The 16,912-nt window shown below is 49.8% G+C and carries 15 protein-coding genes and 1 riboswitch; all 15 genes read left to right on the top strand.

Features of this window, described 5'->3' with window-relative positions:
- Positions 1-101: 101 nt before the first annotated feature.
- On the top strand, positions 102-1,823 hold the full coding sequence (locus tag H8S80_RS28125; protein WP_117630557.1) for a sensor histidine kinase: 1,722 nt from the start codon (positions 102-104) through the stop codon (positions 1,821-1,823).
- A complete protein-coding gene (locus H8S80_RS28120) occupies positions 1,801-2,517 on the top strand; it encodes a response regulator transcription factor (RefSeq protein ID WP_025531541.1) in 717 nt (238 codons plus the stop codon). Before H8S80_RS28125 ends, H8S80_RS28120 begins: the two co-directional genes overlap by 23 nt.
- A gap of 158 nt (positions 2,518-2,675) precedes the next feature.
- Positions 2,676-4,049 carry an ABC transporter substrate-binding protein gene (locus H8S80_RS28115; protein WP_117630558.1) on the top strand — a complete coding sequence of 458 codons (1,374 nt, stop codon included), beginning with the start codon at positions 2,676-2,678 and terminating at the stop codon, positions 4,047-4,049.
- A gap of 126 nt (positions 4,050-4,175) precedes the next feature.
- The gene (locus H8S80_RS28110) at positions 4,176-5,063 is read left to right on the top strand and encodes a carbohydrate ABC transporter permease (RefSeq protein ID WP_002604949.1); all 888 of its coding nucleotides are present in this window, start codon (positions 4,176-4,178) and stop codon (positions 5,061-5,063) included.
- Positions 5,064-5,074: 11 nt separating this feature from the next.
- Complete coding sequence (locus H8S80_RS28105) at positions 5,075-5,908, top strand: carbohydrate ABC transporter permease (RefSeq protein WP_002604948.1); 834 nt, start codon at positions 5,075-5,077, stop codon at positions 5,906-5,908.
- A 10-nt stretch (positions 5,909-5,918) separates the two neighbouring features.
- Positions 5,919-7,256 carry a sulfatase family protein gene (locus tag H8S80_RS28100; protein WP_117630559.1) on the top strand — a complete coding sequence of 446 codons (1,338 nt, stop codon included), beginning with the start codon at positions 5,919-5,921 and terminating at the stop codon, positions 7,254-7,256.
- Positions 7,257-7,561: 305 nt separating this feature from the next.
- Complete coding sequence (locus tag H8S80_RS28095) at positions 7,562-8,590, top strand: DUF6709 family protein (protein WP_117630560.1); 1,029 nt, start codon at positions 7,562-7,564, stop codon at positions 8,588-8,590.
- 58 nt (positions 8,591-8,648) lie between these two features.
- Entirely contained in the window at positions 8,649-9,407 is a 759-nt protein-coding gene (locus H8S80_RS28090; protein WP_029467173.1) for a hypothetical protein, read from the top strand.
- A gap of 42 nt (positions 9,408-9,449) precedes the next feature.
- Positions 9,450-9,531: riboswitch (Fluoride riboswitch) on the top strand.
- 115 nt (positions 9,532-9,646) lie between these two features.
- On the top strand, positions 9,647-10,825 hold the full coding sequence (locus H8S80_RS28085) for a cation:proton antiporter (RefSeq protein ID WP_002604943.1): 1,179 nt from the start codon (positions 9,647-9,649) through the stop codon (positions 10,823-10,825).
- 383 nt (positions 10,826-11,208) lie between these two features.
- Entirely contained in the window at positions 11,209-11,604 is a 396-nt protein-coding gene (locus H8S80_RS28080; RefSeq protein ID WP_117630561.1) for a hypothetical protein, read from the top strand.
- A complete protein-coding gene (locus tag H8S80_RS28075; protein WP_117630562.1) occupies positions 11,582-12,283 on the top strand; it encodes a LytR/AlgR family response regulator transcription factor in 702 nt (233 codons plus the stop codon). The genes H8S80_RS28080 and H8S80_RS28075 overlap by 23 nt, the downstream gene beginning before the upstream one ends.
- A 130-nt stretch (positions 12,284-12,413) precedes the next feature.
- Positions 12,414-13,580, top strand: coding sequence for an MFS transporter (locus H8S80_RS28070; protein WP_117630563.1), 1,167 nt, complete (start codon positions 12,414-12,416; stop codon positions 13,578-13,580).
- 1 nt (position 13,581) lies between these two features.
- Entirely contained in the window at positions 13,582-14,619 is a 1,038-nt protein-coding gene (locus H8S80_RS28065; protein ID WP_117630564.1) for an aldose epimerase family protein, read from the top strand.
- A gap of 17 nt (positions 14,620-14,636) precedes the next feature.
- Positions 14,637-15,905: an ROK family transcriptional regulator gene (locus H8S80_RS28060; protein WP_117630565.1), complete on the top strand. Its 1,269-nt coding sequence runs from the start codon at positions 14,637-14,639 to the stop codon at positions 15,903-15,905.
- A gap of 53 nt (positions 15,906-15,958) precedes the next feature.
- Complete coding sequence (locus H8S80_RS28055) at positions 15,959-16,912, top strand: aldo/keto reductase (RefSeq protein WP_117630566.1); 954 nt, start codon at positions 15,959-15,961, stop codon at positions 16,910-16,912.

Genomic DNA, 16,912 nt, shown 5'->3' with positions numbered 1-16,912 from the left:
TACCGGAAGAACAGGGGAAATTGTCATTTCCAGTCCGGGATGCTATAATAGAATCCATTAAAGAATAAATAAGAACTGGCAAAAAACTGGATTGGGGAAATATGAAAAAAGTCTGGAAAATGGAACGCTACCGTAACGCGTCCATTCAGAAAAAACTTACTTTATCGACTTGGCTGGTGGCAATTATACCGATTATGATAATATTTGCCATCGTTTTTTTCGTGTTCATAAATGTCAGCGTGGAGAATTCAAAACGCCAGTCTCAGATGCTTTTAGACAAGACGGTGGAAGAACTGGATTCGTATTTCGCACAGGCACAGGAGGGCATGAATCTGATGGTAACGGACATCAATGTACAGAATGCCATCGATGATTACGTGACGGGAACCTATAAGGAAAGGCTGGATTTAAGGGATTTTATCAGGAACCGCCTGACCAATATGAGCACTGTGGGGAGACGAACAGGCGCGATATCCATCTACATTAAGGGGGCCGATAAGACGTTTTCCAGAGACTTTTCCGACAAGGATCTATCGGCGGCCTGCGCCGGTGCGCCCTGGTTTGAGGCGCTGCTGGCGGGGGATACAGCCTTTGTCCGGGAGGACGGAGATTCCCTGCAGGACGGGAGGCCGGTCTGGATTCTGGCGTCCAATATAGTCAGCGTCAAAAACGGAGAGGTACAGGGGCTGGTCTATGTGGAGCTGGATAAACAGAAGATGATTCAGCCTTTTTACGATCTGGTGGAGGGCAGCGGGGATGAGATCATCTGCAGTGGAAACGAGATTATCTCCGACGCCTATAAGGAAGGCGGCCATTTCGTCCCGGTGTACTCCTATTCCTCGGCCCTTGGTCAGGACGTGGAGTTCCGGCTTCAGTTAAAGGAACTGCAGAGAGGCTACGGCGCGGCCCTGATTTATTTCCTGATCGGCATGGTAGTCCTCATTATCCTGATCTATCTCATCGACAAGCTGCTGGCGGACTGGTTTTCCAGGAGAATCATCACGCTGCGGGATGCGACGAGGGAGATCGCCACAGGAAATTTAGACGTGGTCGTCTGCGATGATCATCCCGATGAGATCGGAGAACTGGTACAGAGCTTAAATACCATGGTAAAGGATATGAAGCGCCTGATTGAAAGCGAGTATCTGGTCAAAATTGAAAGCCAGCAGGCTACCCTTAAGGCGCTTCAGAGCCAGATTAACCCTCATTTTATCTATAATACGCTGGAGAGCATCTCCATGCTGGCGCTGATTCGGGATAATTATGAGATTGTGGATATGGCACAGGCATTTTCCATGATGATGCGCTATTCCATGGAGCCGTCCACCCTCGTGGCGGTCAGAGAAGAGGTCGAGAATGTGCGGAATTTCGTGACGATACAGAAAATCCGTTTCCCGGACCGTTTTCTCGTGGAATACGCGATAGATGAGGAGTGCATGGCGGAAAAGATACCGAGACTGACCATGCAGCCGCTGGTGGAAAATGCATTTAAACACGGTTTCGAGGATACGCCGGAGCACAAGCGCCTGCTGGTTTCCGTTTTAAAGCGGCGTGGGTTCCTCGTAATCAGGATTTTTAACGACGGTATGGCGGTTCCGGCAGAGCGCATCGCCAGAATCAGGGAACTGTTAATGCCGGACAACCAGGAAGAGACTATGGATTGTTTTGCGCTGCGGAATTTAAGCAGGCGCCTGAAGCTTCTGTTTGGGGGAAACAGCCAGGTGACGCTGCGCTCGGGAAATGGCATTGGAACCATTGTTTCACTGAGAATTCCGCTGCGAAAAGAGGGGGAAGAGGACGATGATAAAGATTTTGATCTGTGACGATGAGGCGATCATACGACAGGGAATCAGAAAGATTCTGGAGAATTTCTACGGGGATATCGAGGTGCGGGAGTGCGGTGACGGCATGGAGGGATATAAGACCATGGCTGTGTGGAATCCGGACGCGGTCATCACGGATATCCGCATGCCGGTGTTGGACGGGCTGGCCATGATCGAGAAGGCGCTGGCCGCGGGAATTACGACCCAGTATGTGGTGATCAGTGCGTACCGGGATTTTGAGTATGCCAGAACGGCGATCCGGTGCGGAGTGCGGGAATACATTTTAAAGCCGGTCAACCGTTTTGAACTGACAGACTGCACTTCGCGCCTCCTGGGGATCAGAGAACAGGCGGAGACGAAGGAAGAGAAGGGGACGGTGCCGGAGGAGAGCGGAAGCATCGGCAGGGCGGTGCAGTACATAGAAAATAATTTTTACCGCAACATCAGCCTGGAGGAGGTCAGCCAGGTGGTTCACATGAACACGGCCTACTTTTCCACGCTGTTTAAAAAACAGACGGGGAAAAAGTATATCGACTACGTAACGGACTTACGCATGGAAAAGGCGAGAAAGCTGATTTTAAATACAGATTTAAAAATCGTGAATATCGCGGAAATGGTAGGATACAGCAGCACAAAGCATTTTGCACGAATCTATAAGGAGAAATACGGAGTCACACCCAATGGGGAGAGATAAAGTGCACAATAATCATGCGTAATAAACTTAAAAACTATAAAAACAGCACTAAAACCAAATTTTGGGTCCCTTCTCTTTTGATCAGCCTCTGTTATAATGAGAGTATAAAAGTTAAGCGGAATGAAGCAAACTGAAATAGAAAAAAGGAGGATTTTTTTATGAAAAAAACGCTTGCTGTTGTACTGTCAGCTGTAATGGTCAGTGGGTTAGCCTTAAGTGGCTGCGGAGGTAACAGCACATCAGCCACCACCGCCGCGCCGAAGGAGACGACGACTGCCGCACCGGCGGAGACGAAAAAGGAAGAGACGAAAGGGGAAGCCGCATCGGGAGAACAGGTGACGATCACCATGAGCAACTGGCTGGAGGCGGAGGAAGCCACTTCAGATATTTTCAAAGAGCTTCTGAATGATTTCATGGCGGCCAATCCCGACATCAAGGTGGAGTCCCAGGCGATCCCGTTCAACCAGTATAAGGATCAGGTCTTAATCGCAGGAACCTCCGGCAATGCCGCCGATGTCATCATGGGAAATTCGCAGATGATGAGCGCATTTAACGGAGCGGGAATCCTGGCAGAACTGGATGATCTGGCCTCCGGAGATGTGCTGGACGATATTTATCCCGGCTATTTATCGGGAACGACGTATGGCGGAAAGGTAAAGGCATTATCCTGGGCGCCGCATCCGATCGCCATGTATTACAATAAGGACTTATTTACCAAAGCCGGTTTAGACCCGGAAAAAGCGCCGGCAACCTGGGAAGAGATGACGGAAGCGGCGAGGGCCATTGCTAAGCTCGGAAAAGACGATGCAGGCAATACACTCTATGGCCTGGGAATCCCAACCGGCAAGGTAGCCCACACCGGTACCGTATATAACGGCATTTTCTATGCATACGGCGGTCACTTTGTTGACGACAGCGGAAGCGTTGATTTAAATAACGAAGGCAATGTGGAAGCGCTCACGTGGACCAAACAGCTGGTGGATGAAAAAGTAATTCCGGCAGGTCTGGAAATCAAGGATTTAAGAGGTTTATTTGCATCAGGCCAGATCGGCATCATCTTCGACGGCGACATGGGACGCAGCGCATTTAGAAGCAGCAGCGGACTGGGAGAGGATTTTGACAAGAAGATGGGAATCGCCGTGATTCCGATAGGAAAGACCGGACGCAGTGAGACGGTGTATACAGAGCATCAGCTGGGCGTATTTGCAAAATCAGAGCATAAAGAAGCAGCAGTCCGCCTGGTGGAATATTTAATCGGCAAGGATGCCATGGTGAAATACCACAAATCCAACGCAGTGCTTTCCGCAAGAAAATCCATAGCGACTCTTCCGGAGATGAACGAAGATTACTTCATGGAAGTATTTAACAAACAGTCTGAGACGGCCAGCCCGCTTCCGGCTACCAACGCGATGTTTGACAATGCCATGAATGAGGTGACAAAGGCGATCGAACGGATCGTTGTCAATAATGAGGATATTAAAACCGTACTGGAAGAAACCAATAAGACGATCAAAGAAATGTACGGACAGTAAGAATGGAACTGAACTCATCAGTCTGAACGATCACTCGCCCGCACTGCGCACGAGTCACCGTAGCAATCAGGAGCGGCTGCAGATCATCCTGCATCCGCTCCCTTTGTATCTATTGGAGGTTGTATTATGGGTGAAATAACGCGAAAAAAGAAAAAAATCAACTGGTTCATGGTGATGCTTCTGGTACCCGCTCTGGCGATGCTGACAGTCACCATCATCATCCCGGTATTTGTCGTGGTTGGAATGAGCTTCTTTCATTACAATCTGCTGGATATGAGCAATATTAAATGGAATAATTTTTCCAATTATAAAGCGGTCTTTACCGACGCGGAGTTTATCAGGACCTTCGGGAGAACGCTGGTCTATGTGTGCGGGACGGTCATCGCCCAGTTTTTTATAGGTCTGGGGGTGGCACTGCTGCTGAATAGCGGAAGCCTCAGAGGGAGAAAGGTGTTCAGAAGCCTTTTATTCCTTCCGTGGACGATCCCGTCGCTGGTGGTGGCGGTCACCTGGATGTTTATCTTTCAGCCGCAGTACGGCATTGTCAATTACCTTCTGGGCCTGGGGGATTACAGCGTCCTGGGAAGCCCGAAGACGGCCATGCTGGGCGTTATCATTTCGGCGGTGTGGAAACAGATGCCGCTGATGATGATCATGCTTCTCTCCGGACTGCAGACCGTGCCGGAGGACTTAAAAGAGGCGGCGGAGATCGACGGAGCCACCGGAGCACAGAAGTTCTGGTGTATCACAGTGCCGTGCATCATGCCGGTTGTGAAAACGGTGACGCTGACGTCCATCGTGTCGAATTTCCAGATGTTCGTTCTGTTCTTCACCATGACAGGAGGCGGTCCGGTCCGCGCGACCACTACGCTGCCCCTGTATACGTATGAGACGGCATTTTCGGGCTTCAATCTGGGCAAGGGCGCGGCCATCGGTGTCTGCTGGCTCGTGTTCCTGGTAATCTTCTCTACGGTTTATAACAGGGTTCTTTCTTCCAAAGAAGTGGAATATTAGGAGGTGGGCAAATGAAGAAGAAAACTTATCGGAAAATTCTTATGTATGCGGCGATTCTGGCCGCCACGATCTGCTTCGTATTCCCTATTTACTGGATGCTGCTCACATCCTTAAAGCCCAATGAAGCGATTCTGCGTCTGCCGCCCCAGTTTCTGCCGGTAAACGCCACGCTGGCCAATTACAAGGGGATTTTAACCGACGGAAAATTCCTGATTTTCTATAAAAATAATATTATCGTCTCGGGAATTACCACACTGGTGACGCTGACGCTGGCAGTGCTGGCAGCCTATGCATTTTCCCGGTACCGGTTTAAAGGCGACAAGTTCGTGATGATGCTGTTTCTCTCCACGCAGATGTTTCCGGCCATGACGCTTCTAATCGCTCTTTACAACATGTATTTTCGTCTGGGCCTGTTAAATACGTATACGGCGCTGGTTCTGGCCTGCTCCACCAATGCGCTGCCCATGTCGGTATGGATTTTGAAAGGCTTTTTTGATACGATTTCCAAGTCCCTGGAGGAGGCGGCTTACATCGACGGCTGTTCCAAGGGGAGAACCCTGGTGCAGGTGATACTCCCGCTGGTTAAGCCGGGAATCCTGGCTGTGGGCCTGTATTCCTTCCTGATTTCCTGGGAAGATTTCCTGTGGGGCTTAACGCTGGTGAATAAGACGGAGATGCGGACGCTGGCCTCCGGTATTGCCATGACGTACCTGGGGGAATACAACTACGACTGGGGCCGCGTTATGGCCGCCGCCGTGGGAGCCGCAGTTCCGATTCTCGTGATCTTTATTTTCCTTCAGAAATATATGATTGCCGGTCTGACGGCCGGTGCGGTGAAAGAATAGGAGGCAGTTTATGAAACAGAGACAGAACATTGTATTTTTCTTTTCCGACCAGCAGCGGGCGGATACGCTGGGCTGCAACGGCCAGCCGCTTCCCGTATCGCCCAGGCTGGATCAGTTTGCCTGCGGGGACGCGGTGAATTTTGCCAATGCTTTTACGCCCCAGCCAGTCTGCGGACCGGCCAGAGCCATGCTCCAGACGGGACTGTATCCGACACAGACCGGCTGCTACCGCAATGCGGTTTCCCTGCCGCCCGGCCAGAAGACGCTGGCTAAATATCTGCGGGAAGCCGGATACCGGGTGGCTTACGTGGGGAAATGGCATCTGGCATCCGATGAAGATGAGAACCATTATGAGACGGTTCCGGTGCCGGCCGAGAGGCGCGGCGGTTACGACGACTACTGGATGGCGGCCGATGTGCTGGAATTCACCTCCCACGGATACGGCGGATATATCTTTGACAAGGACGGAAATAAGCTGGAGTTTACCGGATACCGGACCGACTGTCTGACGGATTACGCGGTGCGCTATATTGAGGAGTATGAAGATGAGAAACCATTTTTCCTGATGGTTTCCCATATCGAACCGCATCACCAGAATGACCGGGCCGATTACGAGGGGCCGGACGGAAGCCGGGAGCAGTTCGCCGGATTTGTCCCGCCCTCGGATCTGGAGCCGGGGAAGGGAGACTGGGAACGGTTCTACCCCGATTATCTTGGCTGCTGCCACGCCCTCGACCGGAATTTCGGCCGCGTCGTGGATGCGCTGAAGGAGAGGGGGATCTACGAGGATACCATGGTGATATACGGCAGTGACCACGGCTGCCATTTCCGCACCCACGCAGATGAGGTGGCGGAAGGCGGATATGATGACTATAAACGCAACAGCTTCGAGGGAACCATACACGTTCCGCTGCTGATCAAAGGGGCTGAATTTGAAAAGGGAAAGCGGGAGGAGAAGGTGGTAAGCCTTTTAGACCTACCGAAGACGATTCTGTCTGCCGCCGGATTCGATACAGAGCTTCTGGGACTCCAGGGGCGGCCGCTTTTTGAGGCGTGTAATCCTGACTGGGAGGAGGCAGTCTATATCCAGATCAGTGAGAGCTTTGTGGGCCGCGCACTGCGCACAAACCGGTATAAATACGTGGTTCACGCCCCGGACCGCGATCCATGGAAGGAGAGCGGAAGCCCGGTTTATAAGGAAAAGTATCTGTTTGATCTGGTCAATGACCCGTTGGAAAAGGTGAATCTCGTCGATGACCGGGCGTATGAAGAGATAAAGAACGCGCTTAAGGAGAGACTGGTCAGCTTCGGTGAGGAAGCGGGAGAAGCGTTTATCGTAGAATGTTAATTGGAGATTTCAAGTGAATTGTCAAGGCGGCAGGAGAGCGTGTGAGTTCTTTTGCCGCTTTTTTCATGTAATGGAAAATTGCTCCTATCACATAAAAAGCCATCTGGGCAGGATGCGCACCTCGCGCCGGACTCTTTGTTCTGGAGAAGAATCGGGAAAATACTTTTAAACACAAAATCAATCATTTCAGACAGGATAAACAGCAGAGTCCGGAATATCTGTTATACTTGAATAGAATATTTGTACGACAGAGTATAGCATTAACATATAGAATCTAAAAGTACAAGCGCAGGAGGAAATGAAGTATGGAACAGAACCATGGCAGGAACAGCCTGTTGGAAAAGGAACTGAAGAAAGGCGTTGTTAAGTCTACCGCTCCGATCGGACTGATTATAACGGCCCTTGGTCTGGGGATTGTGATGATCATTGGGAGCTATCTGATCAAATATATCCGCGGGCCGCTGCCGCTGAATGAAGTTTATAACACCGAACAGGTTAAAAATGAATATGTGACGCTTCATGTTCAATATGTACTGGACTCATTTATGGAAACCTACAAGACGCGCAGTGGAATCAGGACGAAGTCCGATACCTATTATCTCATCCTGGATGAGGAGCTGGGAGCCATACCGGTGCGGTCCTCCGTTTCGAGAAGTGAAGAGCTGGAACGGATTATGGATGAAACCTGGGATTATTTGAATGGGGTCCGCGAGGCGCCGCCTCAGGGAAGCACCATTACCGGAACCATGAAACGAATGAAGGATGAAGGTGAAAAGTATTACCAGAGAGCTCTGGATTACTACGAGCTGGAGGGCAGCGGCGAGAATTACTACCTGTGGGATGGACTGCTGGACAACCAGACGCCGGGCAGCGCCATGATGACGACTGCTTTGGGCGCTGTCCTTATGTGCATGGGACTCTTTATTTTGTCCCGGCTGCTCAAGAAAGGCCACATAGAGAGTATCCAGTCATTTTTAGACAGCCATCCGGAGGTAACCAGGGATTATCTGGAAGCTGATTTCCAGAGCGCGGAAAAGCTGGCCGGCCGCTTCTGGGTCGGGCGGTATTTTACCTACGGGGCATACGATAAACCGGAGATACTGTCTAACGAAGAGATAACCAGGGCGTGGTATCAGGTGAGAAGCGTTGGGAGAAGTTCCGTTCAGGAACTGGTATGTCTTACCAGAGACGGCAGGGAACACAGCTTCTCCATGAACCAGAAAACAGCGAATCAGGTTATTTCGCAGTATCAGGCTATTAATCCTGAGCTTGCAAAGAAGATGGGACTCCGCGACAAGGCCGTAATGAACGGCGGCCTGGAGGAAAATTCATGACAATATACGGCATTTCCGCGGGGAATGCCTTCGGCAGGAGATAAGGAGGCAAAAGAAAATGGAAGATTATATTAAGCGTATGAATGAGGAATACATAAAGAAGAATTACCCGGAGAGATCCGTTTTTAAAGCATACAAGAAAAGCATGGGAAGCCGCGGCAGGACCGGCTGTATTATTATGGGGCTTTTTATGGCAGGAGGTCTCGCAGGGCTGATCTGGTCCGTCAGGAAGACTCTGGAATTTATGCAGTCAGGGGATGATGAGACCATGAAGGTTGGGATTGTGATTGGAATCTTCTTTCTGATCGTGACGCTGTTTTTCGGAGGGATCCTCTTTCTTGTGACAAAGGATATGAGAAGAAGCATGGAAGAATGGATCAGCAGAATTGCTGCGGCAGGTGGCTGCAGCGAGGGCGAGATGCGTGAGTTTGATAACCAGGCTGTAGAGCCGGACAGTCTGATCGTTAATCTTCTGGGAAAGATAAAGGCAGTAACAGCAGGTCAGAAAAGCGGCATACTTACCAGGGATTATATTGCGCTTTACAACAGCGGCAGCCTTGGCGTATTAAAAGTCAGCCGGATCACAGGTGCGTACTTAACGGACAATGTCTATAATGTGAAAGTAGGCAATTCCATAAAACAGGCGCATTATCTGACGATAAATCTGATCACTGCGGATAAAAAGAACATTTGGGCGGAAACCTCCAAGGAAGCAGGCAGAGCACTGCAGGCCATTCTGATGGAACGCTGCCCCGAGATTGATACCGCCGGCGGGGCAGTGCTGCCGGAGTCAGAGATTGCGATGATGAAGAGATAGTGTTTGATAATCCACTTGCATTTCCGGCCTCTGTCTGCTATACTGTTACCCGGGAATGAGGTCTCCCATGGTAGTGTAATATTTACCAGAACCGCTTATGACAGCTGATGGCTTCTGCATTGTGCAGGAGTCACCAGCTTTTTTTGTGTCCGTCCTGCAGGTCAAACACGCCCTGAGGGGCAGCCATTTTGCAGTGCTGCGGGCGGAAACAAAATACAGGAATTCGGAGGTTGCAACGTATGCTTACAAGTTTATCACTGGTTTTTCTTCTGGGAATGCTGCTCAGCCGGGCATTTCAGAAAATCAGGCTTCCCGGGCTGCTGGGAATGCTGGTGACGGGCATGATATTGGGGCCATATGCCTTAAACATGCTGGATGGATCTATTCTGGGTATTTCGGCGGATTTGCGTCAGATTGCGCTGATCATTATCCTGACGCGCGCCGGTCTGTCCCTGGACATTCAGGATTTAAAAAAGGTAGGGCGCCCGGCCGTGCTCATGTGCTTTGTACCGGCCTGTTTTGAAATAATGGGAATGATTCTTTTGGCGCCGCGGCTTCTGGGAATCTCCGTACTGGACGCGGCCATCATGGGAGCTGTGGTGGGAGCTGTGTCTCCGGCCGTGATCGTTCCCAAAATGCTGAATCTGATGGAGAAAGGATACGGAGTTAAAAAGAGCATCCCGCAGTTGATTCTTGCCGGAGCATCGGTAGATGATGTGTTTGTCATTGTTCTGTTTACTGCGTTTACCGGGCTGGCGCAGGGCGGAACATTTTCACCGGCCAGCATCCTGTCGATTCCGGTTTCCATTGGAACGGGTATCGCGGCCGGCGGACTGGCCGGGATCCTTCTGGCACTGTTCTTCCAGAAGGTTCATATCCGGGATTCTGCCAAGGTGGTGATCCTCTTAAGCATCTCATTTCTGATGATTGAACTGGAGAACCGTTTGAAGGGATATGTGCCTTTTTCAGGTCTGCTGGCAGTTATGAGCATCGGCATCGCCCTGCAGAAAAAACGGTATGAGGCGGCGGCCCGTCTTTCCGTCAAATACTCCAAGCTGTGGGTGGCCGCTGAAGTATTGCTGTTTGTTCTGGTGGGAGCAACCGTAGACATCAGCTATGCGATGAAGGCAGGAGCCGCGGCCGTAATTTTGATTTTCGGCGTTTTGATTTTCCGTATGGCGGGCGTTTTTTTCTGTCTGCTGGGGACGGATATAAACCGGAAGGAACGGCTTTTCTGCATGATTGCTTATATGCCGAAGGCGACGGTCCAGGCTGCGATCGGCGGGGTGCCTCTGGCTATGGGACTGGGCTGCGGCAAGATTGTTCTTACGGTGGCGGTGCTTGCGATTCTGATCACTGCGCCGCTGGGAGCGTTTGGCGTCGAACAGACGTATAAGCGGCTGCTAAAGGCTGACTAAATGAGGATTTGAAAGGCAGAACCGGTATGAGGGGCAGGATTAGAGGAAATGTGGCCGGGATAGGATAAAGTAAATAGAAAGAAAAAATGGAATTGTGATGCTTTGCGGTAAATCGAAAGATTTCCGCAAAGCATTTTTGTTTTTATGGAAGTTTTAAATCTGTGAAATTAAAATTCCCAACATCCACCCTTCTGTTTTTCTGGTATACAAATTTTATCCTAAGAAAATGCATTAATTAGAAGTAAAATATTTAAAAGTAATATTTACTTATAAATATAGTGCAATCAGATAAAATATATAATATGTGAGCTGTTGACACAAAATTAAATAGCTGATATTCTGAGAATACATTGACAGATCTATAATTATACAGGGGTGTATTTATGAAGAGAATATTGGGGTTTTATATTCCGGATAAGGAAGAACGAAGAAAACGGGATGATGAAGTGCTGCATCGTTATTTCCGCTACGGAGCAAAGCACAGGGACAGGATAGGAGAGCTTTTGGAAGAACTGGTTCCGGGAGAGAAGCGTGAACATCTGATTCTGTATTACATGCAGATCAAAGACCGGCTGGAAACAAACGAGGCGCGGACTTTTGAGGATGCGGTAAAGCAGATCAGGCGTAAGTATATTATTATTTCAGCGAATGATTCAGTAAACCGATATTACAAGGCGGTCATGGAAGCGGATGCGGCGATTCATGAGGATCTGTGCTTTCCATGTGCAGACGAGATACGAAAGATGGTTGAACAGGATGGGAAAAATTATACTGTATGATCCGGAAAGACGGTTCGCTGGACTGGGAGATTCGTTTCCGGCCGGAGAAACGGCGGAGCACAGGACCTTACATACGTTTACGGCAGAAGACCAGCTGCTCTTTTACTTAGAAGAAGTGGACGAGGATGTGGATATTCTGATTGTAAATCTGGTGCGCCAGAAGGATACGGGAGCAGGGCTTGCAAGAGCATGCAAAAATAGAATTCATCATTTAAAGCTTGTTCTGGTGATTGACCGGCTGGAATGGCCGGAGCATTTATTCGAACTGCAGCCGGACTCTCTGCTTTTCTTTCCCCTGGATCAGGATGATTTCCAAAGAACCATTCTCCGCCTGGAACAGATGGCGCAGCAGGAGTACAAGCGGTGCCTGACACTGGTGACGAAAGGGAAGATCTACCGGATCCCATACCAGAAGATTCTGTATGTGGAGAGCAGGGGGCATCAGCTCAGCGTAAAGACATGGGAAGAAGAGATACGGGCTTATGGGAAGCTGGATGACCTGCTGAAGCGGCTGCCGCCGTATTTTCTTCACTGTCATAAGAGCTACCTGATTAATTCAAACTACGTCCGGCAGCTGGAGATGTACCGGATACGTCTGGAGGGGAAAGAGGAATGGATCCCCGTCAGTCAAAAATATTATAAGATAATCAAAAATACCCTTCTTGCCGAGGCAGAATGATAAAAATGATGTTTCCGCCCTCGATTTTGCAAAACCCCCCATATAAAAATAACAGGATATATAATGACAACAGAATATAGTTTACCGAGGTTAGTAAATAAAGTTTACTTACTAAAAAGCGAGGAACGCCATGAAAGGGCTGAATCTGTACCTGATTAACGGGATGTACTGGATTACAGCATCTCTGTATCTGCCTTTTATTACGATGTATTTTTCACAGAAAGGGATGGATTCCATGCAGATCGGAATTCTTTCAGCACTCCTTCCGATTGCGTCTCTGACGGTACAGCCTCTATGGGCGGCACTGGCAGACCGGACAGGAAGACGGCGCCGTGTCCTGATTCTGCTGAATCTGTGCTGTGCTGCGGCAGTTCTGCTCTTTCCCGGGACGGGTTCCTTTGGTGAAATCCTGGGAGCGGTAACCTGCTATGCTTTATTTAACAGTGCTGTGCTTCCGATCTGTGACGCATTGGTGGTGAGTCAGGCGGAAGAAAAAGGAATCAACTTTGCATGGGTCAGAATGTGTGGGACGGTCAGTTATGCAGCTATCGTTTTGGGTATGGGATTCTACTTGAAAAAACATATGAACCTCATGTTTTATGGAAACAGTGCATGCTTTCTGTTGTTTACACTGCTCTGCCTGACACTGCCAAAGGACAGAAAAACTTTGAAAGCGCAGGAGCAGGAAAGACGAGGTCCGGAAGCTGATCAAACCGTAAAAAAGGCAGGGAAAGGTCCAACATTCCAATCGAAGGAAATTTACCTGATCCTTCTCTTCGCCTTTGCCATGCAGTTTGGAATCAACTACTATTCGGCCTTTCTGGGGGTATACCTGCTGGAGCTGGGATACAGCCAGTCGCTTCTGGGCGTGCTGAACTGTATCTCGGCGCTCAGTGAGATTCCGGTTTTGCTGCTGATTCACAGGCTGTCACGCCGGTATAAGGAAACCGTGCTGCTGACTGCGGCTGTAGGCTGCATGGCCTTAAGACTTATATTGTTGTCCGCCGGGAACGTAGCGCTTATGGCGGCGGCGCAGCTTTTGCAGGGACCTTCGTATATGGTGTGCTACTTTGTCTGCGTCACTTATATCAACCGCATGGTGGTGCCGGGAAAGATATCCCAGGGGCAGAGCACGCTGGCGTTTGTCCAGATGGGGCTGGGCAGTCTGAGCGGCAGCCTGCTGGGCGGAGTCCTGGCCAGTGTGTACGGGATAAAAGAGGGATTTTTGATTATAGCTTTTTTACTGCTGGCCATAACGGCCGCGGCAGGCATAACGGCAGGATGGAGAAGAACGTGAAATGAAGATCAGGAGAATGGGAACACTTCCGGATTGTACCGATGTTCAGGAAGTGGTGATTGCGAACGAATCCGGAATGGCGGCCCATATCATTACTTACGGTGCTGTCATTAAGAATCTGAAGGTTCCGGATGAGAATGGGAATATGGATGATCTGGTGCTGGGACAGGATACGCTGGAAGAATACAGAAGGAATCCATCCTGCAGCGCGGCTGTTATAGGCCGGGTGGCGAACCGGATCAAGGGCGGTGAATTCCATGTGAACGGCCGGGGGTACTGGCTTGAACGCAACGACCGGGGCAATTGTCTTCACAGCGGAAGCGCGGGCTACGCATCGAAGAATTTTCATATAGCAGCTGGCGGAGACGACTGGGTTACGCTGTACTGGAAGGATTCCGCAGCAGATGGGTTTCCGGGCAGTGTCTCGCTTGAAGTCACCTACCGTGTGACGGCCGATGATGCACTCGATATTCGTTACCGGCTCATACCGGAAGAGGATACTCCGGTGAACCTGACCAATCATGTTTATTTTAACCTGTCCGGAGGGAAGGATGCAACTGTTTTTAACCATGAGATGAGAATAATGGCTGATTTCTATACGCCGGTAACCTCAGACAGGATTCCAACCGGAGAGATCCGGAAGGTAGCCGGAACGAACCTGGACTTCACCAACCGGAGAACGTTAGGCGAGGTGCTGAACGAAACGTTAGGCCTTGATGATAACTATGTGCTGCGCGGCTGGGGCTACCGGAAAGCAGCGGAGCTATGGCATGAAAAGAGCGGAAGATGGATGGAGGTCTATACAGACCAGCCGGGGATTCAGATATATACGGGGAATCACTTTGACGGCAGCCTCGCCTGTAAAGGCGGTGTACGCTATGAGAAATATGCGGGTATATGCTTCGAAACACAGGGATTCCCCAATGCAGTCAACTGCAGCCATTTTCCGGACTGTATTGTAAGAAAGAACACGGTGTTTGCCTCAAGGACGACATACCGGTTTCGCATCGGACCGCAGCCGGAAGGGAATGGAAAGTAAAGTGAGGATGATTCACCATGCTGGATGCAAGAAAGGTGAAGGCAGAAAAGCCCAGGAATATCAAGCGAAGAAACCAGAAGGCGATTGTCGCACTGCTTCAGAACAATACGGAGATGACAATACCGGAGATTGCTGAGCGGCTGGAACTGAGCAGGACATCGGCCACTCAGATTGTAAATGAACTGTGCAAAGAAAAGGTATTGAAAAAGGTGGGCACCAGGGACGCGACGACCGCCGGAGGAAAGCCCCCCAGAGTTTTTTCCATGAATGCATCATTCCGTTACACCATTATTGTAACTATAGGAAACGATTTTATCAGCTGTAATATTTCCAATATGAAGTGCCGCGTCATTCAGAAAAGAGTACGGGATATCGCTGATATCAGCAAGTGTAACGGCTGGAATCTGGCGATGGAGGTTACCGTGTCTGAAGTGAGGCTTCTGCTGAAAGAAAGCGGTATCCGCAAGGAACAGATTTGTATGATGGTAGTGGCGTGCGGGGGCGTTGTTGACAGAAAAAGAGGAGTATGTATGTTTCCTATTGGAACAAAGCGCAGGAACGATTTTCCCGTTTGCGAATTTCTTCGGACAGAACTTCAATTTTCATTTCCAATTATTATTGACAATGTGGGACGTTTTCTGGGGTACGCAGAGTTGTTAGAGGACCCATCCCTGAATCACAAGACAGTGGCTGCATTATTTATGCACTCCGCGGGCAGCGTGGGAGGCTGTGTGATTGAGAAGGGGGAACTTTTGTATGGCAGGCACGGTTATCAGGGTGAATTTGGCCACCTTCTGGTAGAGACACATCAGGGCAGAGCGTGTGTCTGCGGAAACGACGGGTGCCTGGAGAGTATGATGTCACCGGAATCCTTAAGAGCGATCTGGAAAAAGCATGAGGCGGCGTATCCGTCTGTCATCCTGGACCGGCGGAAAGCAGGGGATATCCGGGAAGTCTTCCGGGAGGCCAATGGCGGTAATCCGCTGGCCAGGGTCATGGTGGATGAGTTTGCCGTTTATGTGGCGAGAGCGATTTATAATATCGTTCTGATGTATGATCCGCAGCAGATTATTTTACAGGGACTGCTGGCTTACGGGGGAGAATACTTTGAAAAGAAACTGAATGATCTGGTAAGGATTTTTCCTTCCTATGGCAACGCAGAGACAGGGATAGTCACATATTCGAAGATAAGCGATTCAGACGGAGGATTTATAACCGGGGCGGCACTGTACGCGCTGAATACCTGTCTGTTTGGTGACAAATACCTTTTCGATATAGAGCAGTAAAGAAACTTGGGGGATTATTAAAATTCACATATAAGAAAAAGGAGGAGGCAGTTATGAGGTACAAGCATTTTAAGAACGCCGATGTATCCGTCTCGGCACTGGCGGTGGGCACCTGGGCGATCGGCGGCCAGAATTATGGCCAGGTTGACCGGAGTGATTCGGTAAGAGCGATCCGGACCATGATTGACCAGGGCGTCAATCTCGTAGACACGGCGCCGTGCTATGGAAACGGTGCGTCTGAGAAGATTGTGGGGGAGGCACTTCGGGGGATTCCGAGAGATCAGATTCTTATTTCCACGAAATTTGGCCTGATCACAGACGTCTATTCCGGCGAATACATAAAACACGCCAGCTATAAGAGCGTCATGCGCGAGGTGGAAAGCTCTCTGATGAATCTGGAGACGGATTACATCGATTTTTACTACGTCCACTGGCCGGATGTGAACACACCCATTGATGAGACCATGGCGGCATTAAACACACTGAAAAAACAAGGAAAGATACGGTTCATCGGCGTATCCAATTTCAGTGAGGAACAGATTCTGGCAGCAGAGGAATACGCCGATATCGATGTTCAGCAGCCCCCATATTCCATGGTAAACCAGAAGTTTACCGGTCTGATGAAGTGGGGATATGAAAGAGGAATCGATTCTATGACCTATGGCTCTCTCGGCTCCGGAATACTGGCGGGTGCGATCCGTACCATGCCTGATTTCAAACCGGGTGATATGAGACTGACATTTTATGATTTCTTCAGGGAACCGGTATTTTCAAAAATCATGGAATTTTTAAAGACCATGGACCGGATCGCCGAAGGTCACGGCGTCCCCGTGGCGCAGGTGGCGCTTAACTGGAGTACTCAGAAGGAATTCGTGGGAACGGCGCTCTGCGGTGTCAGAAATGAGCAGGAGGCAGCCCAGAACTGTAAGGCGTTCGAGTGGAAACTGGCCGAGGATGAGATCGCGGCTTTGGACCAGGAACTGGTAAGATTAAATATAGGTTTTTAA

It is taken from the genome of Hungatella sp. L36 (assembly GCF_014288035.1).
This window is presented reverse-complemented; position numbering and strand designations above follow the sequence as displayed.

Excerpts from the sequence above, each read along its gene's own strand:
- H8S80_RS28080 (WP_117630561.1), top strand. The coding sequence starts at position 11,209 with ATGAAGAGAATATTGGGGTTTTATATTCCGGATAAGGAAGAACGAAGA.
- H8S80_RS28110 (WP_002604949.1), top strand. The coding sequence starts at position 4,176 with ATGGGTGAAATAACGCGAAAAAAGAAAAAAATCAACTGGTTCATGGTG.
- H8S80_RS28085 (WP_002604943.1), top strand. The coding sequence starts at position 9,647 with ATGCTTACAAGTTTATCACTGGTTTTTCTTCTGGGAATGCTGCTCAGC.
- H8S80_RS28120 (WP_025531541.1), top strand. The coding sequence starts at position 1,801 with ATGATAAAGATTTTGATCTGTGACGATGAGGCGATCATACGACAGGGA.
- H8S80_RS28090 (WP_029467173.1), top strand. The coding sequence starts at position 8,649 with ATGGAAGATTATATTAAGCGTATGAATGAGGAATACATAAAGAAGAAT.
- H8S80_RS28100 (WP_117630559.1), top strand. The coding sequence starts at position 5,919 with ATGAAACAGAGACAGAACATTGTATTTTTCTTTTCCGACCAGCAGCGG.
- H8S80_RS28075 (WP_117630562.1), top strand. The coding sequence starts at position 11,582 with ATGGGAAAAATTATACTGTATGATCCGGAAAGACGGTTCGCTGGACTG.
- H8S80_RS28115 (WP_117630558.1), top strand. The coding sequence starts at position 2,676 with ATGAAAAAAACGCTTGCTGTTGTACTGTCAGCTGTAATGGTCAGTGGG.
- H8S80_RS28065 (WP_117630564.1), top strand. The coding sequence starts at position 13,582 with ATGAAGATCAGGAGAATGGGAACACTTCCGGATTGTACCGATGTTCAG.
- H8S80_RS28070 (WP_117630563.1), top strand. The coding sequence starts at position 12,414 with ATGAAAGGGCTGAATCTGTACCTGATTAACGGGATGTACTGGATTACA.
- H8S80_RS28095 (WP_117630560.1), top strand. The coding sequence starts at position 7,562 with ATGGAACAGAACCATGGCAGGAACAGCCTGTTGGAAAAGGAACTGAAG.
- H8S80_RS28060 (WP_117630565.1), top strand. The coding sequence starts at position 14,637 with ATGCTGGATGCAAGAAAGGTGAAGGCAGAAAAGCCCAGGAATATCAAG.
- H8S80_RS28105 (WP_002604948.1), top strand. The coding sequence starts at position 5,075 with ATGAAGAAGAAAACTTATCGGAAAATTCTTATGTATGCGGCGATTCTG.
- H8S80_RS28125 (WP_117630557.1), top strand. The coding sequence starts at position 102 with ATGAAAAAAGTCTGGAAAATGGAACGCTACCGTAACGCGTCCATTCAG.
- H8S80_RS28055 (WP_117630566.1), top strand. The coding sequence starts at position 15,959 with ATGAGGTACAAGCATTTTAAGAACGCCGATGTATCCGTCTCGGCACTG.